We start from the raw sequence: 25,562 nt of genomic DNA on the forward strand, positions 1-25,562 counted from the left end.
TTCAAACAACTCAAATGAGCCTAGTATTTGCGGTTCCTCTTTTAAATCGCAAATACTGTTTGGAATGTAGCCATTGTAGCTGTAGGACTCAGATCATATCGATGTAGTGGATCAGTTTCCAATGGGTTATTCTTTTGGTTGCGGATTGCATCGCCAGCCTTTATCACAGTTGCTCCAAACCAAAATGATACATTTTCGAATGGAGTGATGATATAGATAAAGTTTAATTCAGTTGCGACAAGGTTTCCTAACTTGGGTTTTGTTGGATTGTATGCTTCTGCATTATAATAATCTTCTGTTGATGCTGTCTCTCCTGTTGCCTTACTTCCTGCAACATAATTATTGTTATCATAATAACCATCTTGTAATTTCACTTTATAATACCAATGTGGGTTGATGATAAAAGTTCCATAATTTGAGGATTCGTATTTTAGATGTAAGGAGTAGTCTTTAATATTTTGCCAAAAGACAAGACCAGAGTTCCCATTCCCTGCAAACGGTAAGGAACCTCCCGCCATTCGTCTTGTTGCAAATAGGGGATTATAGGTGGCAACGCTAGAATCATTTCGGTTTGGATCACCTGATGCTTGCACGTATTGAACTCCTATTCGAAATTCTTTTACTGGAGTATAACCAAGTTGAACTGCAACGATATTTGCTTTGTAACGAACTGCTTCTGAAAGAGGAGGTGGTTCTCCGGTTTTCTGATTTGTTGAGTAAAGCCCATTTTGATTTAACCAATCTGGAGTTACTCTTTCTCCATTAAAACCAGTCTGCCAAGCTGCTTCCACCATCCAGTCTATTCCGGTCGTGTCAGGAAGGGCGTTATTTTTAGTTCGATTGGTTAGTCGAAAACCTGAGGTATTCAGTTGATCGTCACCACGGTAATTTCTTGTTTCTGAAAGGGCTGGAGGAGTAGATGCTTTTCTTTGTTGTTTAAATAAACTGTAATTATACAAGTCAATTCCAAGCCAATCGGCTACTTTCCAGTTATAATGAGCTCCACCATAATAGGAATCTCCTACACCACCTAACTTTGTTGAATTGTTTGATACAATGCTGTTTGAATTATTTTCTGCTCCGATGACTGACCCAAAAACGTCCAATGTATGATTGCTGATTTTGCCAGTAAACCTGAGAGCATCAAATGAGTTACCATTTAAGCTATCATTTCTGGAACCAAGGATCCTACCATCTCCGAATTCTAAAATTTGCCTACCGGTCCTTAATCTAAATGCCTGATTCGTTGTTTTTAAATCTAAAAAAGCTTCGCGGATCCCTGTGAAATTATTAATGGCAACTTCTCTTTGTTTGGTTGTGTCTACTGTTGTTCCTGCATTTGCAATGGCTGCATATTTCTGTTCCGCATTTCCGCTTGAGACTACCTCGCCTCCCCAAAGGCGTACATCTTGTAATGTAATTTTGAATAGTACATTCTCGTTGATATCTCCTAGGATAAAAAATTGTGTTTGAGTCAACGCATTGTTTCTGTTATCCGGTGTAGATTTATCAAAATCTGTATTATTCAAGGAATCCACTTTCGGTCGAATTCCAAACCCAACCCGAAACTTATCAGCAAACCAAAGGCTTTTATTTTCTTGGATTGCCTTTCTTTGTTTGCTCGTGACTTGCAGACTTCTCAAATATTCGCCAGATAGATTACCGATCTGTGGGCTTTGGTAACCTTCCTTTTTTTCTTCTTTTGGTAGCTGGGGTAAAGGTTCGGAAACTGTCTCTACTTTGGGAGTTGTGTTTGGCTCAGCTTGGGCATAAATACCACTGACTGGGAATCCTACCAGAATGAAGGAAACCGAAAGGATAAGAAAGGGAGTTAATTTTGATATTCGCTTACTCATAGGTGAAGTCAGTAATTGTCCAAGGTTTCAGTATTGCAAACAAAAAATCAATATAACGGACAAAAAATCTGTAAAACTAGAAGTTTCGCTCTATTTCATATCAAATTTTTTCATTTCAAGTGCTAATTACTAGTAAAAGGCCATATTCGATTCTTTTGGGAAAATCAATCGCTTGGTTTTTCTTTCTTTTGTTCAGTTGCGATTTGTTTTTCGTTTTGAATGGGGAGAGGTGCGACGACGGGAAAAGGTTAGCTGGGTGAAAGCGAAAGTTGGTGAAAAAGGTAAGTCGCTAAATAAGGAAAGTGACTTACCTTTTTCGTGCGACTTACCAAAGTGAGCCAGTTTCGAAGGAAACTTGCTCACTAAGTTCAATGGTTAAAAATATTCTTAGTTTGAAAAGAATCGTTTTTCGACTTCATCTGGAAGTTTTTGTCCTGTGAGTTTTGCTCTTTGGACAAGTTCCCAGAAATATCGGTATGTAGCTCGGTCATGTAAGTCACCATCATGTTGGATTGGACCCCATTCTGCATCTTGAGCTTTGATTAGAATGTCACAAGCTGTTTGTGTTTCTGCAAAGTTAGGAGCCATTGCATCCAAAATAGATTGGATTTGCGCAGGATAAATGGACCACATACGTAAAAAACCGAATTCATCATGCGCACGTTTTGCATCCGCATACGTTTGGTAAATATTTTTTAGATCCAAAGTTACGTTATGAGCAGGAATCACCCCATTCATAAGTGCCGCTGCTACCAAGTTTGCTTTTCCACGGCGAAGGAGTTCGTGGTCAAATTGACCAGGAGATTTCATACAAGATGCTGGAATCGCACCATGGTGTCCGGAAATAAAGTCCATTAAACCAAAATCTAAAACTTGTAACCAAGGAAGTGCTGCAATTTCGAATACATCGTTTAATGCACCGTGAGTTTCAATGAGTACGTGAATTGGAATTTCTCTTTTGATTCCTGCTTTTTTGCACGCCTCTTGAATGTAAGTGATTTGCTCTTTCACCTGACTTGCTTTTGTAGGCTTAGGGATTGTGATGTAAGCAATTACATTTCCTGCTCCAGGTACAAGGATATCAACATCGCCTCGCCAATGTTCGTTTGTATAATCATGGATACGAACTCCACTCATTTTATGTTTGTTGAGTTCAGAGTTTTGGATACGAACAATCATCTCTGCGTGTTCTTTTTCTTTTCCAGTTTGGGCACCGTCTTCGCAGTCCATCGTGATGTCGAAAAGTCCACCGAGTTTATTTTGCAACTCAAGGGCTTTAGTGATGAGTTTTTCAGATCCAGCGAAGTGTTCACAAGCAGGGATGATAGGGAAAGGTTTTTCTCCTGCAAAGAGTGCTGATTGCGGGTGAGTCAGTGCCATTTAGTATACCTTTTTCGGATTTTTTTACCAAGTTTTGTGAATTTTGCCTGTCGTCCAGGAATTAATGCCAAAATCTGAATGGAACCAATCCTAGAAAGAAACTCACTTACCTTTTCGAGAACCTTTCCAAATCTAGGGACTTTCTTTTGTTTGGGGCGACCCCCTTCGTCCCTCGGGTCCGGGCCAGTCCGGGCTTCGCCTTCGGCTCCGGTCGAAAATTCGACTTCCCCTTCCTGTCCCTTTCGCGAAACTGACTATCAATTTGGATCCTGATTATATTTATACACCGCCAGGTGGTCCTCCCCCTCCAAACCCCAATGTAAAATTTCTTTTTGAAAAATGGGGAGAATCTGCCATTCGCCAACTTGTCTCCGATTTTTATGACCTAGTAGCTCATTCTGAAATTAAATGGATGTTTCAGGGGGACTGGGATTTGGCCAAAGAGAAACAAGCGGATTTTATGATCCAAGTGTTAGGTGGTCCAAGTTATTATATCGAAAAATGGGGACCTGCTAGGATGCGGATGCGCCATTTTGTTTTTCCTATTTCTGAAAAGGAGAGGGAAGTTTGGTTTCGTTGTTATGACGAAGCCTTACAGAAGTTTGATTTTGAACATGATGACAAAATTGATTTTTTATACTTTTTAGACGGTTTTAGCGCATGGATGGTAAATCGGAAAGATTCTAATCCGTAAATGTCTCCTTTAGCGAGTGTTAAAAGGTTTTTCTTTTCCGATTTGATTTATCCTAGAAATTCGGAAGTCAAATTAGTTCTTGTATAAATTGAAGTTAACTCAATTGTTTGTTGCATACTTCCAAATAGTGAGACCTTATGTTTTTAAAATTCGTCACTTCGGTTTTGTTCCTCACCTTGTTTTCCTGCGCAAGTAGGGGGATTCCATTAGAAACTCGTTTACATACAAAATCGAATATTTCACTTCAGTGTCAGGCGGTAGAATCTGAAATCAGAACCTTCAGAGTTTTATTTCTGCTCCCGGTTTATCATTCTCAAAGTTATGAAGCAACAAGTAACGGTTATGTGATCGAAACAAAATCTTATGCAAAACCTTGGGACATCATCATCACAACTTTGGGTTTTCTTTTTTCAGTAAATTCCTCAACGGATTATATTCGTTCCTGTCCTTGGGAACAAGTGGAAAAATCGATGAAAGGGAATGGTGACGGCGAGAATAACTTTGAAAAATCGAAACTTGCTTTTTGGAAACCAGTGGGAAGTTCAGAACCAATCGAATCTATTTTTTTTGAGCCGGACGACCATAGATTAAACGAAGAATCTATCAATAAATTGGTTGTTTTAGGACAAAAGATACTAAAACCCGAAGAAAAAGTGCAGGTGATTCTATATGGGAAAGTCAACACTGTGGGTGATGTAGGATTCCAAATTCGACTTCTTAAACGTCGTTACGATGAAATTAAATCAACGCTTTCTAAAGAATCGTCGATTGATACCAATTCAATCATCCCAATTATTGGTGAAAAAGAAAATACTGCAGATTCAAAATCTAATTCTACAATACAAATATATTTATTAAAGAATTAATCAAAAACCCAAGCGGAATTGAAATTTCGTTTGGGTTTTCTTATCTAATTGTGGTTTTCTAAAAGTTTTAGGATAACAGCCTTTTGTGCATCCAACCTGTTTTCTGCTTGAGTGAAAATGATTGAACGATCGCTTTCAACCATCTCTCTAGTGATTTCATAACCTGCATGGATAGGCATATCATGCATCACTTTTGCCTTTGTGTTTTTTAAGAGTTCCGAATTAACCTGATATGGCATCATTAATTGAATTCTTTCTTCTTTTTCTTTTTGAAACTTTGGGTCATTAAAATATTCCATATCCACCCAAGTGTCTGTATAAACATAATCTGCAAGAGTCACAGCTTTTTTGACATCTGTTTCCCAGGAAATAGTGCCTTTCTTTTTTGCTCTTTCTATCGATTCTTTGACAATGGAATCATCTGAAGCAATCGGTGTTACAAGTGTTAAGTGGATTTCCAGAGCGGCAGTGATTTCAATGAGAGAGTTTGCTACATTATTATGTACGCCAATATAACATAGGTTTTTCTTCTGCCAGTCGTTTGGTGAATCCATCACTATTGTTAGTATATCTGCAAGAGATTGGCAAGGATGAAATAAATTGCAACATCCATTGATCACAGGTACAGTCGAACCAGACTTTAATACAAGAAGATCTTCGTGTTTTTTGAGTCGAGCCATAATGATGGCAACATTGCTAGAAAGATACTTTCCTTCGAAATCAATATCAGACAGTAGGAAGTTGGAAGCCATCCAATCTAGAAAAATTGCGTGTCCACCAAGTTCAGTCATTCCTGCTTCGAAAGATACCCTGGTTCTTGTTGATGTTTTTTGGAATAACATTGCAAGAGACCGCCCGGCCATATGTCCGGAAAAATAAACGCGATTTTTCTTTACATAGACTGCAAACTCGAGGAGTTCTCGGATTTCTCCGTCGCTCCAATCTTGCCAAGATATCAAATGTTTGACTTGGGACATAGCTTTCCCCACTAATATCGGATCAGATTGGATCCAAATCGAGAGATTCTCGTTAGAAACTAACCTAGAATCCTGATTTTTTTAACCTTTAAGCTGCCGATTCTGCGATTGACCTGGCTATGATAAAATTAGGTAGGATAAGTTCTTCGGAAAATTTGATCCCGAAGAGGAGTCCTTGGTCAGTTTCTTTCATCCAGGCAATTTTTCCTTTGAATGAAATACGAGATCTAGTTAAGTCACTTTCAATGATTCCAGTGACCAGGTCTCTGTCTTTGATTTGGATATCCTGGTCTACCGAACCACTCACCCCAAGTTCCGAAATATTTCCAATTTTTGCGAGTAGGAATTCCGGCCTTTCATTAATAGAAAAGAGTTTTAAGACCAAATCATCCCAGTCCAAAGATTCAATTCGATCGGTTCGTCTTGTATTTAACATATATAGCTCCTAAAGATCTAAAGCAACTATAAGCATAAATCGTGCCAATAGAGTCAGGGAGTTACTTTTTACAGTTTGTCACTTTGGTGCAATTTGGATGCCATTCATTTGACTAAATCTGTTTGTTTCTGACGAATTCCTTGGAGCAAGCTGCTCTGTAAATCTTCCAAACTGCTTAATCTCGATACATATTAATATTATTCCAAATTTAGACTCAATGTATAATAATTCCAACTTGCCGATTCTGAACAAATCTCAGCATTATCCGTTAGAGGATCGATATGCTCAGAAAAATATTTACACCTTTTCTTTTTTCCCTTTTATTCTTGGCGTTCGCTAATTGCGGACCTTCACCTGAAACCAAAGATTTGCAAGTGAAAGCAAAACAAATCATTGGTGCACTTCCTGCTAAAATGCCAGGCTCGGAAAATGATAGTCAGGAACTAATTTCACTCGGTAAAAAACTCTATTTTGAGAAAAAACTCTCCCTTAATGAAACGCAATCTTGTAACTCTTGTCACAACGTGGAAGGAAAGGCCGCAGGAGTAGACAACCTTTCTACATCTCCCGGTGCATTCGGAAAAAATGGAGATAGGAACTCTCCAACTGTGCTTAATGCCGGATTCCATTTCGTACAATTTTGGGATGGAAGAGCTGCTGATTTGAAAGCACAAGCCAAAGGTCCAATTCTTAACCCAGTGGAAATGGCGATGCCTTCCGAAAAGGAAGTTTTAAAACGAATTAACGAAGATTCTGAATACCCTGCGTTATTTGCAAAAGCTTATCCAAATGAAAAAAATGCTGTCACTTACGACAATTTAGCTGGAGCGATTGCTGCCTTTGAAAGAACCTTAGTGACTTCTTCACGTTTCGATGATTTTATTAATGGAGATTACAAGGCCATTTCGAAAGAAGAACAAGAAGGGTTTAAAAGTTTTCTTTCTGCTGGATGCACTTCGTGCCATTCAGGAAATCTACTTGGTGGTAATTCTTACAGAAAAATTGGTTTAGTGAATGAATACAAAACTGCTGACCTTGGACTTTATAATGTAACTAAAAAAGCTGAGGATAAATTTTCCTTTAAAGTTCCAAGTTTAAGGAACATTGCTTTGACTGGCCCATACTTTCATGATGGCCAAATCAAAACTTTGGACGAGGCAGTTCAAAAGATGGCATTCCATCAGTTAGGTATCAAGCTCTCTGAAGAAGAAACCAAAAAAATTGTTCTCTTCCTTGGGACACTTTCGGACAAAACACGTATCAATTAATTCTTTTCTTTGTATTTGAATATCCTTGGATCCCTGACAGCATTTGTAGCGATCCAAGGAGCCATTTTTCCAAAGCTCGATGCCTAAGTGCAATTGGTATCGGTTGTAAGTATTCTTTAAAGGCTTTTGATCCTAATATCCGAATAACGGATATCATTTGTCCTGATATGACTCTTAAAATTGGATTAAACTCGTTCTTGTCACTCTCTAGTTGCAGAGCGTCTGCTAACCTGATTTCATAATGTTCCCAAAGCAATAGGTATCTCTGTTCCAAATCAGGACTGTCCATCCATGGATGAAAACCCGGCAATGATTCGATCAAAACTTCCGGATCAATCGATTGAATTATGTTCCAAAGAAACTGTTTGAATGCCTCAAACAAAGACTCGGATTCTTCTCTCGCTAAAAGACTTCTAATCAGTTCATCACAGAATAAAATTTCATCCTGAAATGCGAGGTCTTCTTTCGATCGAAAGTATGTGAATAGGGTTTTGACAGAAACATCTGCCGAATCTGCAATTTCTGATACAGTAACAGCAGAATATCCCTTTTCTTGGAACAATAGTTTTGCCGATCGCAATATGGAGGTTTGAATGCTCTGTTTTTTTCTTTCTCTAAGAGGTAATCTGAGGATCATTTGGCTCATTGGGGTTGTTTTTCTCTACTTTGGTCCTATAAACCAACCCGAATCTTCAAAAAAAGAATCTTAGGGTTAGGTCAGTTTTTGGATATAGTGAGGTGCTGTAAAAAGTAACTTACTTTATTTAGAAAGTCACTTTACTTTTATAGTTGCTTACTTTAGAAACTAAGTGTAAAAATAAAGTCACTTACTTTTTATAGTCAAATAAAATAATCTCCCTAAAAGAAAAATATACTTTTCCCACCAGAATTGGAAAAATAATTGGAATATGTCTCAAACACTTCGCGATCAGCTCTTCCTTTGGATGAAATCTCATGTTTACCGTTATTCAGAAGCACCATTTCGTCTGGCGAGTGGATTAGAATCTCATCATTACTTTAATTGTAAGGAAATCACTCTTCATCCGGAGAGACTTGCCGTTCTTGCTAATTGTTTTGTAGAGGAAATCATTCCAAAACTAGGATTGGAGTTCCAAGCAGTGGGTGGTTTGACATTAGGAGCAGATCCATTAGCTTATTCGATTTCTTTGGCGTATCAAAGGAAAGGGAAACTCATTTACCCGCTTGTTGTTAGAAAGGAAGCGAAAGGACATGGGACTGGCCAACAAATCGAAGGTTTTTGGAAAGAAGTTAAATCTTGTTTGGTAGTGGATGATGTGATTACTACCGGAGGATCAACTCTCAAAGCAGTCCAAGCATTAAGAGAAGCAGGAATTTCGGTCACCAAAGGAATTTGTATTTTGAATCGAGAGGAAGGTGGGGCAGAAAATTTAGAAAAGTCTGGAATCCAGATGGAATCAATCTTTCGTAAAAGTGAGTTTTTTTAAATGAGTGCAAAAATGATATTTCTATATGACGTAAAATTGTTCAGGAACAAGTTATTAAAGAGAACTTGGGCAGTCATTTCATTGTTTGTCGTTTTTGTCGCGTATAACAGCCTCCAGGTTCCCAAGGAAGGGAGGTTACAGTTTTTTACAATTTTTCTACCATTGTTAGCATTGTTCTTTTGGTTTTTGAGAAAAAACTATTTGAAACAGATTGAAATTTTATCATCAGGAAAAATTGAAATTGAAGGTGGGTCGCTAAAACAATTTGATTCTAACGGAAATTGCGCAAGTATCAGGTTAAAAGATTTAGAACAAATAACCACCGATAAATTCCGTGGTTATGACCGAATTGTATTGGAAACAAAAGAGAAAATTCATCCTATCGTGAATATTGAATCACAAGATGAGTTGGTATCCATTTTAGAAAAAGAATCTGGGGTTAAGAGACTTGTTGATTTAACTGAAGATAGGTTGTGGAATTTGAAAACACCTTTGTATTTTGTTCCAAGTTTACTCGTATTAGTAGTTACTTACATTCCGTTCATAAAAAGTAAGTTTCCAATTCTATCTCCAGAATTTTTGGGTCTATTTTTTAATGTGAATTTAATTATATACTTACTGTATTTACCTGAAAAACAGAATCACACGATTAGTCAGTTCTCTCTTAAAAGGAGAATGATATTTATTAGTTTGGTTGTATTTTTCTTTCAGGTGTATATCCAATTGGATAAGTCAGGCTGGCTTAAAAACTAAGATCAACTTTCTTGTTTTGATCCAACACTTTGCCTAAGCAAATTCAGTTTTGCTTGGGCATATCGTCTTAGTTCTATCATTTCTGTGGCATACCTTTTCAAAAGATTGTCTTGCTCCAGTCGATTCTCCATTAATTGCAGAGTGTCTCGAACATATTTAATATCTTTTTCTTCTTTTAATTTGCCTGTTTGTATTAGTTTTTTGACCACATCGAATTCATATTTTCTAAAATGAACTCGCAATAAGAACTCAGTTGAAAAGTTCTCTTTGGCTTTGACCCAATTTTGGTCAATTTTTTCTTTTGGTCCTTGTTCTTTTAATTGGTCGACTGCCCGTTTTGTTGGGTCCAAGTCTCGAACCGAACTAGCGTTCGCCAATTCTTCTGCTGCGTTGATTTCATCTTTGAAAATTTCTTGGAGTTTGTTTCTCCGCCACTGGTCAGTGTATTCATAACTTTGTGCCGTGAGCATTCGTTGAAACTCTTCGAGCATTACTGAAACATTGATGGAACGTCCAAGAGGCGTGTTATTAAATTCTTTGATTTTGGGAAATAACTCTCTCGTTATTTGAAATGCTGATTTTCTTTTATAATTACTTGCTTCGTATAGCTTTTCTAACGAGTCCTCAGAATGTTTTTTTAGTTCATTCAGAATGAATGGTTCGGCAAACACATAAGCGTCTTCACCATAAACAAATAAATTTGGATCAGGTGCAACAACTGATACGATAAAAATATAATGGCTGTCTCTAAGTGCTGTCAGAAGTTTTCTTAAATCTTCTTCTGTTCTTGAAAGTTGCGAAGACCAGATTCGTAAGTGCGAATCGGAAGTAGGGATTTTTTCTCTTGATTCGAGGTTTTCTTTTCGAATCATATCTGCCAGTTCCAAACAAACTTTGATACTTCCCGCCATAAATAAAAGTTACAGATAGCACCTTTTCGGTAAAGAATTATTCATATTTCAATTCTTTTGAAATATTCATCTGTTTTAGAAAGTAGAAGGGTATCAAGCAAATTATAAATGTAATTACGGGTATTAATATCGGGAGTTTTACTACAAATGAGAGTGGGTATTGAAAATCGAGAACCCATCCAAAAGCATTTCGATTGATTCCAAAAATGACGATTGGTGATAAAACGATACTATTAAGAATTCCAGATAAAATTCCAAAAGAAACAAGAAATAATGCCTGGTAGTAGATCAATTGAAACATTTGAAATGAACTCATTCCAATTGATTTTAATCCAGCTAACATTTGTGATTTTTCCCTGATAAAGTAAACTAGTGAAGTTGTTAGTGCCAAAATCGAAATTATTAGCGCAGATACCTTTAAAGTATCTAGTATTGAGAACACTTTGTTCATTCCTTCAAGATAAAGTTTTTTTAATTCCGCTTGATCTATATACTTTAAATCGTATTTTTTTGTTATTTTTCTTAGTAGTGTGATTGTATCTTCTTCTGAACTACTTTTGTTCCGTGTGATTCTGATAGAGTTTAGATGATTGACTTTGAAATTTTTCTGAAAGAAAGAGTAGTCCATCATGATGGTTCCTCGTTCTGAAAAAAAATGTTCTTTGGTATCCTGAATTTTTATCTGTAATTGAGGTGTTTTTTCTGTATTGATGGTGATCAAATCACTTTTGCAGATATGATCTAAAAAACATAAGTTGTTCGAGACAATAATTTCGTCTTTGTTGTATTGGTTTGAAAAATTAAACACGTGTAATGTATAATATTTTCCGTTCACAATAAATTTGGAATCAATGTAAAAAGGTTCAACTGCTGAAAAGGTTGGATCATTGGCTATTGTCTCTAAAAGAAAAACAGGAACACCTGGTTCTCCCGAGTTCAACTTTTTTTCGTTGATAAGTGAAAAGTCTGATTTGTTTTCTTCATTGACCCAACGAACAACCGATTGTTCATAACTTTCAGTGAGGCTCGTGAGGGTTAGGACAAGAGAACTCGATAACATGATGGTTGATGCAGTTAGCCCATGTTTCCAAGGTTCGGATTGAATTTCTTTTAGTCCAATTTTTACGCTAGGGTGAAATCGGATCTTTGATAAAAGTTTGTCTATCTGATGAATCACGAAAGGTAAACAGAGAAAATTTAATAATACAAAGGCGAATATAATGAATCCTATACCGATCATACCCGGAAGGATTTGTTTGGCGATTTGAACAAATCCTAAGTAAATTCCAAGGGACAAGGAAGCGATGGAGATTAGAGAGTTTGAAAATTTTGAAAATCCAAAGAGGTTAGTGGGATTTGCAGAATCCTTTTCCCTAATCAAATCAATGGGTAAAATTTGAAAGGTTTTGTATGAATTATAAATTGATGCAATGATTGAGCCAATGACGGAAATAGTTAGACCTAATAAGATGACAGAGACTGGAATGTTTTGGTATGAACTGATTTGGTTGGCATCAGTGATTGTATTTACCGTTGTTAAGAAGTCGGTGTTGGCAACCAAAATTCCTAATAAAACTCCGGCGATCCCGCCTAAAATTCCAATGACTATGGCTTGGGTGAGAAATAATAAAAAGTTATTTTTTTTACTGGATCCAATGGATAATAATATTCCAAATTCCTTTTTTCTAGATAAATAAAGGCCCGTAAACATATTCGATACCATAAAAAAAGATATCAGAACGGAAACCAACGAAACAATTGTTAGGTTTATTTTTAATGAGCTTAATACTACACCTGCTCTTTCTATGATTTGGTTTTTTGATTCAAAAGTCCATTCATCTGATTTTATGATAGGTGTCTCTGGTGATTGTGTTTGTTTTACTTCATCGATTAGCCAAATGGATGTAAGTAGTTTCTGTTTGTCACAGATGGATTGTAGTCTAGTGATATCCATGACGAGAAAAATTCCTTCCATCGGTAAAATATCAAAGTTGTCTTTTTGTAGTTGGATATCTGTTTCGCAAATCGATAAAGTGATTTTATCCGTATGTATTTTCAATTGATCGGCAAAAGCTTGGCTGAGTAAATATTTTGGAATTTTTTCTATTGGTGTTTTTGTGGTATTAGTTATCTTTGTTTGTAGGATGTCTCTTCCAATGACAGGGATACTTTGGATTTGATTGTTTGTAGTTGAATACGTGGCTTTGGTTTGTAACTCGGGTTCAACTCGAATGTTCTCAGAGACACTGGATTCCACTATTTTTAAAAATCGATCATCGGCCCCTTGGTTTTGGTTATTGGCAATATACCTTCCCATAAAATTTTCTGAAGAATAACCTATCATCTGGTCTAAGACACTTTTTTCAGCTCTCCAAGCATTGATTTGGGTGCTTACAAATAAGGCAATTCCAAGGCTAATACCAGAGATTGACAGTAACATTTTTGGAAAATGGTCTTTAAAATACCCTAGTATAAATGAATAATAAATCATTTTCATTTTGATCTGATTTTACCATCTAACATCCGCAGGTTAATGTCTCCCGATTGACCAATTTGTTCATTATGTGTAACAAGAAATACTGATATACCTAGGTCTTTTACACATCGACCGAATAATTCCATAATCATATCCGAAGAATGGGAGTCCAAGTTACCCGTTGGTTCATCCGCAAGGACTAGTTTTGGTTGGTGCACAATGGCTCTTGCAATTGATACTCTTTGTTTTTCTCCCCCTGACATTTCTTTCGGGGTGAAATCTTTTCTATGGTCAAGTCCCACCAGGGAAAGGACCTCTTTTGCCTTGGATTCAGCGATCTTTTTCGTTGTGCCGGAAAGATAAAGGGGCAAAGAAACATTTTCTATGGCAGAAAGATAAGGGAATAAATGAAAAAATTGGAAGACGATTCCTATTGTTTTTCGTCTGTACATGGTAAGGTCATTTTCTGTTGCTCCGATGAGTTGGTTTCCGAATACATTGATTTGTCCAGAATCTGCAGATTCAATGGCTGAGAGTAGGTTTAGTAGCGTTGATTTCCCACTCCCTGAAGGACCCATCAACGTAACCAGTTTTTTCTCTGCAATTTCGAATGAAATATCATTCAAAACGGGGAAGGTTGTTTCTCCTTGTTGGAAACTTTTGTTTACATTTTGGATTTGGATGGTTGTTTTGTTGGCAGACTCTTTTTTTTCATTGCTCACGAAAAATAACTTCCCATATATAAGACAGTCAAGAATATCAAGATTAAGGTAAAACTGATTGTTAGCACGTATATTTTTCATACTAATTGTATCAGTTTTAGTATTCGGTAAGTCGCAAGCTTGGACTTCTATTGCGGAGTTTACCGAGTCTGGAGAAATTTTCGTTTCTGAAAATAATTCCGAAGAACCGCCTAGCGAAGAAGAGGGTTTTATCTATATTCCTTCACTTCCCGTTTCCGTTTCCATCGTAAAATTTTACTCTTTCTCAATTGCTGCTTTACTTGCACCTAATATCATTTCTATTAAATTCCCGGATCGTCGGGGATCTCCCAAATTTATATAACAAACTTATTTCTTTAAAATTTAAATTTTGAGGTAGTTATGTTAGAAGATGAAAGAATTTCAATCTTCAGATCGGTTTTGGTAGGTATATCTGCGCTTTCGCCGCTTGCTATATTCTTATTTTCTAATTATGATGTATTGTCAGTTGACTTTCCGATTTTGGTTGGGCTTTTCATCCAAGCATATATCGGTTTTTCTTCTTTTATGTTGGTTCAGTCTTATGAACCGAAGGAAAAAAACAAAGTCACCATAGGGTATGTTATTTTTTGGTCTGCGCTTGGTGTTTGTTATTTATCAGGTAAGTCGCTCATTCTTCCCATTGCCTTGGAAGTAACTTCTTTTTCCACGATTCTGATCTATTCAGGAACAGAGTTTGGAAAAAAACAGATCGAAAGTTTAGGATCTTTACTACTGGCTTCCGGTATTGCCGCTTTGTTTCTTTCCGCTTGGGTTATGTTACCCGATGGAGATAATGTCGGAATTATTTTACTTTTGATAGGGCTTTTGATCAAATCAGGTTTTTCTGGATTCCATTTGTGGATACCTAAGGTAAATGAAGGTGGTCCATCTCATGCACTTGGTTCCTTTGCAGGGGTTCTTGAAGTATTCCCTTTGTTATTGTTCTATAGATATGTGCTTCCAAATCAATTAGATCCAATCATTTATCAAATTTTGTTTCCGCTTGCTGCATTAGGAATTTTTTTTGGCGGTATTACTAGTTTCTTTCATAAAGATCCAAAAATATCATTAGCATATAGTTCTGTGGAATCTATTAACTTCCTTTGGTTATGTTTGATCATTGCTGGGATGTTTCAATTTTCAGTTGATTCGGAGTTGATGAATTTGAGTAATTCGTTTCGAATTTTATTTTTTCTTGGATTGTTCCATCATTCATTTTCTAAAACATTCCAATTGTTTTCAATCGGGATGGTAGCAAGGCTTAAAAATTCCAGTTCAAGCGACGAGTTAAAAGGAATTGGAAGATTGTTGGGAATCTCTCCATTGTTAGTTGGAGCAGGAACTTTTAGTTATGCAGTTCTTCCGGGAACATTGGGGTTTGTATCTGAAGCAACTTACTTTTATCTAAATGCTCGGATTTTGGACATGCCGATCGGACGTTCTATTTTCCTTTTGCCTTCGATGATATTTATTTTCTTTGGAATTGTTCTGGGTGGATTTACGCATATCAAATTGTTTTTGAGTTTGTTTTTGTCAATCCCAGATAAAGACATCAATATCCAACCATTTGGACCACAAAAAAGAAGATGGGTGAAAATTTCTCTATTTAGTTTGTCTTTGGTCATTTTGGGATTTCCATTGGCGATGCCATACTTTGTGAAACTTCCGATGCTTAGCCCGTTCGTTGATCCGCAGTTAGCTGAGTGGTTTTGGACATTATCAATTGTTTCGTATGTAACCATTGGTACTGTGTTTGTTTTCCGTTTGTATGATCGTTATCAGTTAAAAAAATATGGGGAACAAAAAACTAAAAACTGGGATTGTGGAGGAGGTTATAGTGGTCATGAACTCTCCATACCAACATCTGTTTTTTCTGAACCATTGAGAAATTCCCTAGGAAGGTATTTTTTAAATAAATCTGGTGAATCAAAAGTGGATTCTTTTCTGATCAAAGGGATTTCTTCCGTGTTTCGTTTTGGAACACGATTTGTATCGGCGACGAATCATCCAAAAGAAGAAGATGTGAGTAAGTATCTCGCGATCTCTTCTATGTTTTTGATTTTCATCTTCTCACTTTTGATTTTGGGCGATTTTGGAGGTCTGTAGATGAATTCAATTTTATACTATATTTATCTTTTTGTTTTGTTTCTTGTTCTTCCATTTTTACTAACGGGTATTATCCGAAAGGTGAGGGCTTTTGCACAAGGAAGGCGTGGCCCTCGGCTTTTACAGTTTTTTTGGGAAGTGGATAAGTCATTAAGAAAGAATCCTATTTCACATACAAATATATCAGATTTCACTCATTTGGCTCCGAGAGTTGCTTTGTTTTCTTCGGTGATGATTTGGAGTGTTGTTTTGTTTGAATGGGCGCCCTTCATTTTGATTCCATTTTTTCTGGCTTTGTATCGATTCTCTTACGTGAGTTTTGCGATGGAAGGAGCTTCGTCTTTTGGGGGTATGGCTTCGGGAAGAGAAATTCTCCTTTCTGTGATGGCGGAACCTACTTTTATTTTGATGATACTTGCAGCTCAGTCTCATATTGAAATTTCAGTAAGTCCACAAGGAGCATTGATTGGACTGCTCTTTTTGTCTTTGTCTTTTATTGCGATTCTTGCAGAGCTCGCAAAGCCACCGTTCGACGATCCAAGAACACATTTGGAATTAACGATGGTTCACGAAGCAATGATTTTGGAAGCATCGGGAAAACAGTTGGGAGTCTTTGAGTTGGCAAGTTCAATCAAACTTTCCACATTGTTAGTGTTTCTTGTAAAATTGGCACTGGAACATTCGAAGTTATTTAAAAACGAAGTTTTGGATAGTTTTGCTCGTGAACTTATGATTGCACCAATGGTCATCTTACTTGCAATCATTCTTGGCTTTTGGGAATCAAATAGCGTTCGTAGGAAATGGACTTGGATTCCTGAGTTTATGGGACTTACTTTCATTGCAATTTTAATATTAGGCACTTTGGTTAAGTTGTCTTAAGGATTATTATGATATACGATTTTATCTATCTATTGTTGTTACTCACCGGGGTTGTTGTTCTAGTAGAGAACCGACTCAGTCGAATTATTTTTTTCTTAAGTATCCAAGGGTTTCTTTTGATTTTCCCTGTTTTACAAACTCACGAAGGTGATTGGACACATGCAATTTCGTTGATAGTTATGGTTGTTTTGTTCAAAGGAATCCTTACTCCATGGGTTTTGAATTGGACAGCCAATAAATCAAAAATGAATGAGAGTACTGCCCCGCGCTTTGGATATTTAGCAACTTTATTGTTTATGGTATTGGGTTTGGTTCTTGCTGTGAAGATTACAGAAGGAGTTTCCGTTCTCACGATCCCTGTTCATAAAATCGGACTCATCTACGTAATTTTACTCGTATATGTTGGAATTCTTTGTTTCGTTGTTAGGCGGAACTGGCTTGCTCTTATTGCTGGATTTTGTGTATTTGAAAATGGAATTTTTGTTTTAACTATGGTTCTGGATAAAGGATTACCGGTAGGACTAGAGTTTGGTTCCTTTTTAGATGCAATTCTTGTCATTGTCTCTGGTGGGATTTTGCAACTCTCTCCTCACATGCACACAAAGGAGAGAAAAATATGATGAAAGAATTATTTTATTTTTCTGGCGTTCTGGCCTTCGTAATCATTTTTCTTGTTTCTGTTTTTGCGCCAACAAAAGGACAAACTCGAATTTGGTTGTGGAGTCTTTTGAAAATTTGTTTTTTCGGTTCCTTGTTTTATTCTTGGTTTACCGATAACATTGTACTCAAGTGGATTTTAATTGAAGCATCAACTTTGTTCGGGGCTCTGTTAATTTCTTCTAGTGGAACGGAACGGTCTTTTCATGTGGGTTGGAAATTTTTATTAATCAATTCCTATGCACTTGGGTTGGCATTTTTGGGGATTGTTATTTTGCTTTTTGCTTCCACTCCTTTGGAGAATTTAGATTTTTTAAGTTTGAAACAGGGGTTAGTTGGCCAAAGTGGATTGCTCATTGAAACGGGAATTTTACTCACTGTTTATGGTTACAGTGGAAAGTTAGGACTTGTTCCAAATCATTTTTGGGTTGGAGATACTTATGCAGAGAGTCCAAGTCAAATTTCTTCATTGATTGCATCGTTTGTCCCGGTAAGTGTCGTTCTTGCTGTTCGACCTCTTATTCAATTGGAGCGTGAAATCAATCCGCATATGATCAATGCTGCCAATGGTTTTCTTTTTATTGGAATTTTAACCATTCTTTACTCTACGTTAATATTATTTTCTCGCGAGGACATTCGTAGAATTTCAGCGAAAGTTGCCTTGTTTCATACGGGTATGTTGACTTTGTTTTTATGGTTAGATGTATCTGATGATGTTTTCTATTTTCTATTAACAACTACAGTGTTAGTGAAACTTCTGGTTTTTCTCTCTATGGGGATTTTGCGAATGGATGCTGGGAAAAGAAATATTTCGCAGATTTTGGAAAATTCTTCTTTGAGTCATAAAGCTTTATATATGTATTTACTAGCCTTACTCGTTGCTTTTGTTTTTCCGTTATCACCAGTTTTTGTTTTGGATTTAAAAGTCATTGAAATAGCTATCAAACAAAAGATGTTTTTTTTGTTTTTGTTTCCCATTATCGGGGCTGTCTTTTTCTTTATTGCACTCAACAAAGTACTACCTTTGGTTCGATTGCCTAACCGGAATTTTGAATCAAGTGTATATGGAATACTCCAAACTAGATTAGTATTCTTTTGGTTTAGTTTTTTATTCACCGTAGTAATTGGAACATACGGTTTAACTTACTTGATGGCAGAGCATATATGGAAAAGATAACAGGCCTTACTAATTTTAATGGTGTTTACCACCAATTTATCATTCGCGACCAAAAGATGGTTCGAGAAGAAGTAGGATCTAAAAAAAGTAATATCGATTTTTTATTAGATCCTCAATATCCAGTTTGGCTTGTTCGACATGCATTTGGCCAAGACATGGGTGCAGAAGATTATTCTGAGTTAAAAGAAGAAGACTATTTATCAGAGAATAGAGGAAAAAATCTTTCCTTACATCAAAAAACGGGCATTGTAAGAGATTTATCTTACCACGGACTCTCTGTCCCTTTTCATGAAGGAACATATTCTCATGCAGTGGGACCCATTCACGCAGGAATCATTGAACCTGGTCATTTTAGGTTTGTTGTGGAAGGTGAAGTCATTCGCCACTTAACCATCCGATTGGGTTTTCAACACCGTGCCATTCCTGAGAAAATTAACGGAAAATCAATGGCTGAGGTGATGCCCTTTTCTGAAACTATTTCTGGTGACACTAGCGTTGGTTATGCGAAGGCATTTACTCAAATTTATGAAGAGATGTATGGAATCTCAGTTTCCAAAAGTGTATCTTTGTTTAGATCTTTTCTGATTGAACTGGAACGTATTGCGGTTCATATCGGAGACTTGGGTGGTATCTCTGAAGATATTGGATATTATCCTTTGTATGGAGTATGTGTGACGGACCGCGGGGCTGCTCTTGGCCTTATGGAAACTTGGACTGGAAATCGATTTGGAAAAGCAGCAATTCGACCGGGAAAGGTTCGAGTCAATCGGCGTATTACCGCAAAACAAGCAAAAGATGCCTTTTTTAATTTAAAGAAGGTATATTTTAAAAAAGTTCGTCCACAAATTTTGAGAGCATTGTCTGTTTCTACGTTGAAAGAACGGATGCAGGGTTGTGGTTTTATTTCTGAATTGGATGTACAAAAACATGGTTTTTTAGGAATGGTGGCACGAATGGCGGGAGTAGGTGACGATTTAAGAATCAATCATCCTGATTATCCTGGTTGGACAGCCTTACCATTACAGGAAGAACACCACCATTATAATGGAGATGTTTGGGCTCGTATGTACATTCGTTATTCAGAGATCGAACAATCATTAGGTTGGATGGAATCACATTTGGATGAAATTGATTGGGAATCTTTATGGTCTGATAATGAATCTGCGACTATAAACTCAATTGAAAAAAATGGGAAAGCCAAGGCCGGAATTTATACAGCCGCTGTTGAAGCCTGGCGTGGTCCTTTGCTTGTTTCTTTGGAATTGGATTCTGAAGGATTGATCAAAAACTCTTATATCCGGGATCCTTCCGTTCTCAATTGGCATGCCTTGGAGTTGGCAGTTCGAGGAGAACAGGTAGGTGATTTCCCTTTAAACAACAAATCATTTAATCTTAGTTATGTTGGGTTTGATTTATGAATTTTCTATATGAACTAAAAAGTTTTTTATTCCCAAAGAATGTATTAAATTTTAATACAGCGTCTCCTGTCCATCCTGCAAGTAGAGGAATTCCTGTGCCTACTAAAAAGATGCAAGAGGGCTCTGGTAATTTATCAGAATCGGCAAAAGTTTGTCCGACAAAAGCAATCCGAATTGTATCAGATTCGGAAGTCCAATTTGACTATGGAAAATGTTTGCAATGTGGACTTTGTACAGAACGTTCGGAAGGAAAACTACGTGATTCAGGTTTTATTTATACGTTTGCCTTAAATCGTGAGGAATTGAAAGTCACTTACCTTTCTGGCCGAATGAAAAAAGTAAGTGACTTACCTTTTCCACTGACTGCAAATCAAAAACAATTTCAGAAATTGACCAAGAAACGAGGTTTTCTCTATCGTGAAGTGGCTGCAGCTGGAAACAATACGGTAGAGTCAGAGCTAAATGCTTCTTTCAATTCGGTTTTTGATTCGGAAAGAGAAGGGGTTCGTTGTGTGGCAAGTCCCAAACATGCCGATGCCATTGTGTTTTCTGGCCCAGTTGGTCAGAATATGGCAGCACCTTTGGAAACAGCTTGGGAGGTGATGGCAGAACCTAAAGCACTCATCGCTTGTGGAACAGAGGCAGTGAGCGGTGGTTTGTACCCAATGGGCAAGTTACCCAAAGAACCGGATCTCTATATTTCAGGAGATCCCCCAAGACCAGACGTCATTTTGCAAGGTTTTCGTCTTTTAATGGGAAGATTTTCCTTCCAGTTTCAAGAGGCGCTTCACAAAATTTTAGAGAATGAAAAATAAGGTGCGTGGATTTAGAAAAAGAAGAAATCGTTCGTGTCCTGGTCCTAGAACCTCAAAAGAAATCGTATGATACCGTCTCCCAACTGCTCAGTGAGTGGTTTGGAGATTACATCGAGTTAACTTGGCGATCCGTTTTCGAAAACGGAGCTCAGGAAATCAAAAAAGCTCAGTATGATCTTTTAATTACTGAAATCCAATTCCCTGAATTAGAAGATTCACCCGAAGCAATATTAGAAATGATTATGGATTTAGCCGGTCCATCCGAACTTCCCGTTGTTGTGTTTACCAAAGCAGAGGGAAAACAGCTCCCAATCCAAGCCTTTCAATTAGGAATTAATGAATACTTCGGCAAACGACGGTTAAAGAAAAATATTTTAGAGCATAGATTTCGCAATTTGTTTCGAGAAATATATCGCAAAAAAGTTGTCTCGATTCAAATGGATGATAGTTTAAAAAGATTCCAGGATCTTTATGGAATGAACCAAACAGAGATTCAAGATTTGAATACGATGGTCAAAAAATTTAAGAAGGAACTGGAAAAAGAATACGAAGAGAAATTAAATTTAGAAACCGAAAAAAAGAAAATGCAAAATGTTTTCGGTATGTATGTAGATCCTGTTATTGTTGAAAGTTTGATGAACAATACACTTTCTCTTGATCAAAAAGGAAAAGAACAGGAAGTTTCTGTATTGTTTTCGGATATTCGTGGTTATACGACACTTTCTGAAAAAATGAAACCTGAACAGGTCATTTCTTTTTTAAATGAATACTTCACTGCGATGACAGAAGTGATTCTTGGTTATGGCGGAATGATCGATAAATATATTGGAGATTCCATCATGTGTTTGTTTGGTGCTCCAGTGTTCCAGGAAGACCATAGGCAAAATGCTTTAGATTGTGCTGTGGAAATGGTGCAAGTCTTTGAACTTTGGCAGCCAAAATGGGAACAAATTTATGGTTTTGTTCCACAGATCGGAATCGGCCTTGCATCAGGTAAAGCAATTGTTGGAAACGTTGGTTCTTTTCAAAAACTCTCCTATACGGCGGTTGGAGATACAGTCAATATGGCAAGTCGATTGGAATCAATTGCGAAACCAATGGAAGTTTATGTTTCTGAGGGGTTGTATAATTTTTTACCAGAGGAATATGCCAATAAATATAAATACGAAGAATTAGAGCCTGTAAAAATTAAAGGAAAGGAAGGTTTACACCGAATCCTCAGTGTAAAACCGATTTAACTTATAACAAAGATTAAAAAACTTTATCGAATCTAAAGAGTACTACAGAACTGGTACAATTCGTTTGATTTTAGTTTTTGATCCTTTGCAGTTAAAAATTCTTTTTTATCTTCAATCTCTAAACCAAGAGTCAACTTGTATTCTTCGAATTTTTCTTCCATACCTGGTTCTTGTTTTCCGTGTCCAGTGGCTTTTGCAATCACACCTGCAAATCCAATGATTTGACCAAGAACTGTTTGTTCTGCAACTGGTTTAGATAAATCTTCTATAGATGAAATAATAATATTTGGCATTTTCCAAAGTTTGGCTGCAGCACTTCCTATTTCATAAGAATCTACACCAAAAGATTTTTTCTCTAAGGAAATCAAACTTACATCTGAAGTTTGGAATTCAGTGAGAACTTCCACATATTTTGTTCGGTCAATGGTATTGAGTACGATTCGTCCGAGATCTTGCATAAGACCACATGTGATGGCAAGTTCCGCTTCTTTTTTTAATTTTTTTTCTTCACAAAGAATTTGTGCGAAGATCCCTTTTGCAACGGAATGATCCCAAACTTCATCTCGAAATTTTTTATAATTTCCTTGGCTAAAAAGCGAGTCGGTCATTGACATCGCTACCATACTGCGTACTGTTTTGAATCCTAAACGAGTGATGACCTGTTTCATATTCGCAACGGGGTTGCCTCTGGAGAAAAAAGGTGAGTTCGCCAGTTTCAAAAGTCTTGCGACAAGCACTTGGTCAGACTGGACTTTTTTCTCCAACTCCCCAAAGGAAAGTTCATTGTCATCATCTAGGGAAAGTACGGAAAGTAAGACTGGCGGTACAATCGTCAGGTCTTTGATTTTGGAAAGGTATTCTTCAACAGTTGCCATTCGGATAGGGACCTAAAGTCAGATTCTAGAATCATTGGACTAAGGAAACTAAAAACTCCCAACTATCTAGCAACTATTCTTGCGAATTCGATTCCTTTGAAATAATGTTGTAGGATTTCCCTGTGGTTGAATTGGCTTTTTGCCATAGCAAAACTCCCCCATTGGGACATTCCCACGCCATGACCGGAACCAAGTCCTTTTACGAAATAATCTCCAGAGTCTTCCTTGCGGATCCCAAATCGTGTGGACTTCAATTTAGTGGCACCTAGTTTTTTTCGAAACTCAATTGCTTTGATTTTTTTGGATCCAGAAGTTCCAATAATTTCCATTTCATTCACACGAGAAGAGGGGAAACGGCTTGTCACAAGGATGTCTTGGATTTCTCCAACACCTAAGTCTCGTAAGTTGGTATTTATGAAGTCAGTTTTCCATTTTTCTTCCCAAGAGTATTGTTCTCCATCTTTGTCATATTCGGATGGAACAGGTTTTAAGTATTCGACAGGACTTCCCCAAACATTGACTGGATCTTCTGTATACCCACCAGCATTCGAATGGAAAAAACTTTGGATGGGTTGTCCTTTGTGAATCAAAATTAATCCTTCTGTTTCAAAAACTGCTTCAGATGTATTTTTATGTTCTTTATTTTTTCCTTTGTAAACTTGTGTATTGGTAGAAGTATCTACATCAAACTCTTGTTTTTTTCGGTTCAACATTTCTCGTACAACATAAGTCCTTGCACAAACCGCTTGTGCTTTCAGGGCTTCTTTGGGCCAAGAGGCACTCACTTCAGATGGAACAACAGACAAAAGATACAATTCGATCGGCACTAAATTAATAATAAAAACTTTTCCTTCGATAGGTTTAAGTAAAATAGAACCTCGGTAACTAACTCCTTTGTATTCTATCCATTCTGAATTACTTTGGATTGAGATTGGAGCTTTGATCGCAGTCGGATTTAATGATAAAAAATCATAAGCCTTTTTTATTGTAAGGTCATTGGCATCGCGAACAATGATTTCACCTGAAGATTTGAATACTTCTTCGTCTGTCGCATAACCAAGAAAAACTCGAACTGGTTTGGATTTAAAATTTGGTTCTTCAGGAGACCAATTGGTAACCATTACACTCGCACAACCGATTTGCCCTAAAATGGCCAGACAAAGAATGATCATCGATTTTTGAATCTTCATAGTACCCTCCCTTCTAGTTTCGGAAAAATTCTAAAATTGGTGAAGGGAATTTATTTGGGTTTTCTTTGAAAGAAAAGCACTGATTCTGTATGAGGAGTGTGCGGGTAGGGGTCTATGATAATTCCATCCACAAAATCATATTGGGGAAGAAAAATTGAGACATCTTCTTTTTGTGAATAAGGATTACAAGAGACATAGAAGACATACTCCGGTCCAAAATCTCTGATCCACTGGTTTACTAATTTTCCGGCTCCCGCTCTAGGGGGATCTAAAATCAAAGTTGCGTTATCTCTTTCTTTTAATGGTTCAATTGACATAAACAAATTGGCGATTTGAAAAGAATGAGATTTGTTCGGATAGGTTCTTTGGAAGGTTTGGGTAGCAATTTCAATTGAAGACTCAGTGAGTTCATATCCATCTATATGTTCAAATGAGTCACCGTATAACAGAGAAAAGAAGCCATTCCCACAAAATAAATCGATTAGATTTTTTCCCGTTTTTGGCAAACGTTCTTTAATAAACGATAGGATTGGTAAAAAACCATTGGGATTGGGTTGGAAAAAAGAATCGAAAGGGATTTCAAAAGAACGACCAAGGACAGATTCAATAAACGTTGATTTCCCTCGTAAAATTTCTGGACGACCAAAGGCTGAAACTTCGGATTTCGGTCGGTTATAACAAAAAAGTAAGGATTCTTGTGTTAGTGAATTTAAACATAGTTTACGAAAATTTTCCATAGAAGGATGTGATTCATAACCATCGGTAAACGTAAAAATCAAAATTCCATCATTTGTGTTTTGGGCTTTTCTGATCGTGAGATATTTTAATCCGCCTTCTTCTGATCTTCGATCCCATATTATTTCTGGCATTTCGTTGAGTACAGATTGTACGTCTTTTAGGGCCTGGTTTGCCCAGTTGGATTGGATGGAACAAGATCTAATTGGCACAACTTTTCGAAAGTTTCCACGTTGCCTTTGTCCGATGATGGGACCAGGGAATACAGAAAAATCCATTCTGGATCTATATTCATAAATTTGTTCAGAAGGAATGTATTGGATTGAAATACCTAAGTCTTTTTGGAATCCATCAATGATGGGTGACAGTTTTAAGTTTAATTGTTCTTTGTAGTCGATATGTTGGCCCGTACATCCTCCGCACTCACCAAACACATTACATTTCACTAATTTCCAGTCGTGATTTCGGATGGTTTCATTGATCCTCAAGGATCTTTGTCTTGGCCTTCGTTTGACATACTCTACAATTAATTCATCTCCAGGGTAGGCAAAAAAAACATTCACCTTTTTTCCGTTAGGTGCTGTGACGATTCCCGAAAAATCGGAATCCAAACTTTCCACAATGACTTTGTCCAATGTTTTATACT

24 protein-coding genes are annotated in these 25,562 nt (G+C 37.1%); 13 read left to right on the forward strand and 11 right to left on the reverse strand.

Annotated elements, in window-relative coordinates:
- Positions 1–41 precede the first annotated feature (41 nt).
- Both EHR01_RS11325 and EHR01_RS11330 read right to left on the reverse strand, forming a co-directional pair.
- The gene (locus tag EHR01_RS11325; RefSeq protein ID WP_135694897.1) at positions 42–1,856 is read right to left on the reverse strand and encodes an alginate export family protein; all 1,815 of its coding nucleotides are present in this window, start codon (positions 1,854–1,856) and stop codon (positions 42–44) included.
- A 387-nt stretch (positions 1,857–2,243) separates the two neighbouring features.
- On the reverse strand, positions 2,244–3,236 hold the full coding sequence (locus tag EHR01_RS11330; protein ID WP_100744545.1) for an HpcH/HpaI aldolase/citrate lyase family protein: 993 nt from the start codon (positions 3,234–3,236) through the stop codon (positions 2,244–2,246).
- Between the two features lie 262 nt (positions 3,237–3,498).
- Here EHR01_RS11330 and EHR01_RS11335 point away from each other — a divergent pair, with 262 nt between their 5' ends.
- Together EHR01_RS11335 and EHR01_RS11340 are read left to right on the forward strand one after the other, a co-directional pair.
- Complete coding sequence (locus EHR01_RS11335; protein WP_135694898.1) at positions 3,499–3,930, forward strand: globin domain-containing protein; 432 nt, start codon at positions 3,499–3,501, stop codon at positions 3,928–3,930.
- Positions 3,931–4,067: 137 nt separating this feature from the next.
- On the forward strand, positions 4,068–4,796 hold the full coding sequence (locus EHR01_RS11340; protein ID WP_244310089.1) for a hypothetical protein: 729 nt from the start codon (positions 4,068–4,070) through the stop codon (positions 4,794–4,796).
- A 44-nt stretch (positions 4,797–4,840) separates the two neighbouring features.
- On the opposite strand, the gene EHR01_RS11345 is transcribed toward EHR01_RS11340, so the two are convergent.
- Together EHR01_RS11345 and EHR01_RS11350 are read right to left on the reverse strand one after the other, a co-directional pair.
- On the reverse strand, positions 4,841–5,773 hold the full coding sequence (locus EHR01_RS11345) for an ornithine carbamoyltransferase (protein ID WP_135694899.1): 933 nt from the start codon (positions 5,771–5,773) through the stop codon (positions 4,841–4,843).
- Positions 5,774–5,861: 88 nt separating this feature from the next.
- Entirely contained in the window at positions 5,862–6,209 is a 348-nt protein-coding gene (locus EHR01_RS11350) for an LEPBI_I2431 family sigma-54 regulated protein (RefSeq protein ID WP_135694900.1), read from the reverse strand.
- A 281-nt stretch (positions 6,210–6,490) separates the two neighbouring features.
- On the opposite strand from EHR01_RS11350, the gene EHR01_RS11355 reads away from it, so the two are divergent.
- Positions 6,491–7,477: a cytochrome-c peroxidase gene (locus EHR01_RS11355; RefSeq protein ID WP_135694901.1), complete on the forward strand. Its 987-nt coding sequence runs from the start codon at positions 6,491–6,493 to the stop codon at positions 7,475–7,477.
- Here EHR01_RS11355 and EHR01_RS11360 read toward each other — a convergent pair.
- Complete coding sequence (locus EHR01_RS11360; RefSeq protein WP_135694902.1) at positions 7,470–8,123, reverse strand: TetR/AcrR family transcriptional regulator; 654 nt, start codon at positions 8,121–8,123, stop codon at positions 7,470–7,472. The two genes, EHR01_RS11355 and EHR01_RS11360, sit on opposite strands and share 8 nt — an antisense overlap.
- Positions 8,124–8,385: 262 nt before the next feature.
- On the opposite strand from EHR01_RS11360, the gene pyrE reads away from it, so the two are divergent.
- Both pyrE and EHR01_RS11370 read left to right on the forward strand, forming a co-directional pair.
- On the forward strand, positions 8,386–8,943 hold the full coding sequence (gene pyrE / locus EHR01_RS11365; RefSeq protein WP_135694903.1) for an orotate phosphoribosyltransferase: 558 nt from the start codon (positions 8,386–8,388) through the stop codon (positions 8,941–8,943).
- Positions 8,944–9,696, forward strand: coding sequence for a hypothetical protein (locus EHR01_RS11370; RefSeq protein WP_135694904.1), 753 nt, complete (start codon positions 8,944–8,946; stop codon positions 9,694–9,696).
- A 2-nt stretch (positions 9,697–9,698) separates the two neighbouring features.
- Here EHR01_RS11370 and EHR01_RS11375 read toward each other — a convergent pair whose 3' ends face one another.
- The 3 genes from EHR01_RS11375 to EHR01_RS11385 are packed head-to-tail and all read right to left on the reverse strand — an operon-like array spanning position 9,699 to position 13,805.
- Positions 9,699–10,607, reverse strand: coding sequence for a hypothetical protein (locus tag EHR01_RS11375; protein ID WP_135694905.1), 909 nt, complete (start codon positions 10,605–10,607; stop codon positions 9,699–9,701).
- 37 nt (positions 10,608–10,644) lie between these two features.
- On the reverse strand, positions 10,645–13,104 hold the full coding sequence (locus EHR01_RS11380) for an ABC transporter permease (protein ID WP_135694906.1): 2,460 nt from the start codon (positions 13,102–13,104) through the stop codon (positions 10,645–10,647).
- Positions 13,101–13,805, reverse strand: a complete 705-nt coding sequence (locus tag EHR01_RS11385) for an ABC transporter ATP-binding protein (protein ID WP_135694907.1) — start codon at positions 13,803–13,805, stop codon at positions 13,101–13,103. Before EHR01_RS11385 ends, EHR01_RS11380 begins: the two co-directional genes overlap by 4 nt.
- Positions 13,806–13,863: 58 nt before the next feature.
- Between EHR01_RS11385 and EHR01_RS11390 the strand changes: the two genes are divergently transcribed.
- From EHR01_RS11390 to EHR01_RS11425, 8 genes are read left to right on the forward strand one after another with little or no spacing between them, the layout of a single operon-like run.
- On the forward strand, positions 13,864–14,148 hold the full coding sequence (locus tag EHR01_RS11390) for a hypothetical protein (protein WP_135694908.1): 285 nt from the start codon (positions 13,864–13,866) through the stop codon (positions 14,146–14,148).
- A gap of 38 nt (positions 14,149–14,186) precedes the next feature.
- The gene (locus tag EHR01_RS11395) at positions 14,187–15,932 is read left to right on the forward strand and encodes a proton-conducting transporter transmembrane domain-containing protein (protein WP_135694909.1); all 1,746 of its coding nucleotides are present in this window, start codon (positions 14,187–14,189) and stop codon (positions 15,930–15,932) included.
- Positions 15,933–16,811 (forward strand): NADH-quinone oxidoreductase subunit H, encoded by an 879-nt coding sequence (locus EHR01_RS11400; protein ID WP_135694910.1) that lies wholly within the window; start codon positions 15,933–15,935, stop codon positions 16,809–16,811.
- Between the two features lie 8 nt (positions 16,812–16,819).
- Entirely contained in the window at positions 16,820–17,431 is a 612-nt protein-coding gene (locus EHR01_RS11405; RefSeq protein WP_135694911.1) for a formate hydrogenase, read from the forward strand.
- Positions 17,428–18,645, forward strand: a complete 1,218-nt coding sequence (locus EHR01_RS11410; RefSeq protein ID WP_135694912.1) for a proton-conducting transporter transmembrane domain-containing protein — start codon at positions 17,428–17,430, stop codon at positions 18,643–18,645. Before EHR01_RS11405 ends, EHR01_RS11410 begins: the two co-directional genes overlap by 4 nt.
- Positions 18,633–20,063: a hydrogenase large subunit gene (locus EHR01_RS11415; protein ID WP_135694913.1), complete on the forward strand. Its 1,431-nt coding sequence runs from the start codon at positions 18,633–18,635 to the stop codon at positions 20,061–20,063. The genes EHR01_RS11410 and EHR01_RS11415 overlap by 13 nt, the downstream gene beginning before the upstream one ends.
- Positions 20,060–20,878, forward strand: coding sequence for an NADH-quinone oxidoreductase subunit B family protein (locus EHR01_RS11420; protein WP_135694914.1), 819 nt, complete (start codon positions 20,060–20,062; stop codon positions 20,876–20,878). Before EHR01_RS11415 ends, EHR01_RS11420 begins: the two co-directional genes overlap by 4 nt.
- Positions 20,879–20,883: 5 nt before the next feature.
- On the forward strand, positions 20,884–22,116 hold the full coding sequence (locus EHR01_RS11425; protein WP_135694915.1) for an adenylate/guanylate cyclase domain-containing protein: 1,233 nt from the start codon (positions 20,884–20,886) through the stop codon (positions 22,114–22,116).
- Between the two features lie 32 nt (positions 22,117–22,148).
- On the opposite strand, the gene EHR01_RS11430 is transcribed toward EHR01_RS11425, so the two are convergent.
- The 3 genes from EHR01_RS11430 to EHR01_RS11440 all read right to left on the reverse strand — a co-directional run bounded on the left by EHR01_RS11430 (position 22,149) and on the right by EHR01_RS11440 (position 25,551).
- A complete protein-coding gene (locus EHR01_RS11430; protein WP_135694916.1) occupies positions 22,149–22,991 on the reverse strand; it encodes an HDOD domain-containing protein in 843 nt (280 codons plus the stop codon).
- 62 nt (positions 22,992–23,053) lie between these two features.
- Positions 23,054–24,175, reverse strand: coding sequence for a SpoIID/LytB domain-containing protein (locus EHR01_RS11435; RefSeq protein WP_208721773.1), 1,122 nt, complete (start codon positions 24,173–24,175; stop codon positions 23,054–23,056).
- Positions 24,176–24,231: 56 nt separating this feature from the next.
- Positions 24,232–25,551 (reverse strand): class I SAM-dependent RNA methyltransferase, encoded by a 1,320-nt coding sequence (locus tag EHR01_RS11440; RefSeq protein WP_135695076.1) that lies wholly within the window; start codon positions 25,549–25,551, stop codon positions 24,232–24,234.
- Positions 25,552–25,562: the final 11 nt, after the last annotated feature.

Origin of the sequence: Leptospira mtsangambouensis (assembly GCF_004770475.1) — a bacterium.
GTDB lineage: Bacteria > Spirochaetota > Leptospiria > Leptospirales > Leptospiraceae > Leptospira_A > Leptospira_A mtsangambouensis.

Coding starts and splice junctions, on each gene's coding strand:
- EHR01_RS11380 (WP_135694906.1), bottom strand. CDS start 13,104: ATGAAAATGATTTATTATTCATTTATACTAGGGTATTTTAAAGACCAT.
- EHR01_RS11415 (WP_135694913.1), top strand. CDS start 18,633: ATGGAAAAGATAACAGGCCTTACTAATTTTAATGGTGTTTACCACCAA.
- EHR01_RS11350 (WP_135694900.1), bottom strand. CDS start 6,209: ATGTTAAATACAAGACGAACCGATCGAATTGAATCTTTGGACTGGGAT.
- EHR01_RS11345 (WP_135694899.1), bottom strand. CDS start 5,773: ATGTCCCAAGTCAAACATTTGATATCTTGGCAAGATTGGAGCGACGGA.
- EHR01_RS11430 (WP_135694916.1), bottom strand. CDS start 22,991: ATGGCAACTGTTGAAGAATACCTTTCCAAAATCAAAGACCTGACGATT.
- EHR01_RS11330 (WP_100744545.1), bottom strand. CDS start 3,236: ATGGCACTGACTCACCCGCAATCAGCACTCTTTGCAGGAGAAAAACCT.
- EHR01_RS11355 (WP_135694901.1), top strand. CDS start 6,491: ATGCTCAGAAAAATATTTACACCTTTTCTTTTTTCCCTTTTATTCTTG.
- EHR01_RS11410 (WP_135694912.1), top strand. CDS start 17,428: ATGATGAAAGAATTATTTTATTTTTCTGGCGTTCTGGCCTTCGTAATC.
- EHR01_RS11405 (WP_135694911.1), top strand. CDS start 16,820: ATGATATACGATTTTATCTATCTATTGTTGTTACTCACCGGGGTTGTT.
- EHR01_RS11400 (WP_135694910.1), top strand. CDS start 15,933: ATGAATTCAATTTTATACTATATTTATCTTTTTGTTTTGTTTCTTGTT.
- EHR01_RS11395 (WP_135694909.1), top strand. CDS start 14,187: ATGTTAGAAGATGAAAGAATTTCAATCTTCAGATCGGTTTTGGTAGGT.
- EHR01_RS11375 (WP_135694905.1), bottom strand. CDS start 10,607: ATGGCGGGAAGTATCAAAGTTTGTTTGGAACTGGCAGATATGATTCGA.
- pyrE (WP_135694903.1), top strand. CDS start 8,386: ATGTCTCAAACACTTCGCGATCAGCTCTTCCTTTGGATGAAATCTCAT.
- EHR01_RS11325 (WP_135694897.1), bottom strand. CDS start 1,856: ATGAGTAAGCGAATATCAAAATTAACTCCCTTTCTTATCCTTTCGGTT.
- EHR01_RS11360 (WP_135694902.1), bottom strand. CDS start 8,123: ATGAGCCAAATGATCCTCAGATTACCTCTTAGAGAAAGAAAAAAACAG.
- EHR01_RS11420 (WP_135694914.1), top strand. CDS start 20,060: ATGAATTTTCTATATGAACTAAAAAGTTTTTTATTCCCAAAGAATGTA.
- EHR01_RS11340 (WP_244310089.1), top strand. CDS start 4,068: ATGTTTTTAAAATTCGTCACTTCGGTTTTGTTCCTCACCTTGTTTTCC.
- EHR01_RS11370 (WP_135694904.1), top strand. CDS start 8,944: ATGAGTGCAAAAATGATATTTCTATATGACGTAAAATTGTTCAGGAAC.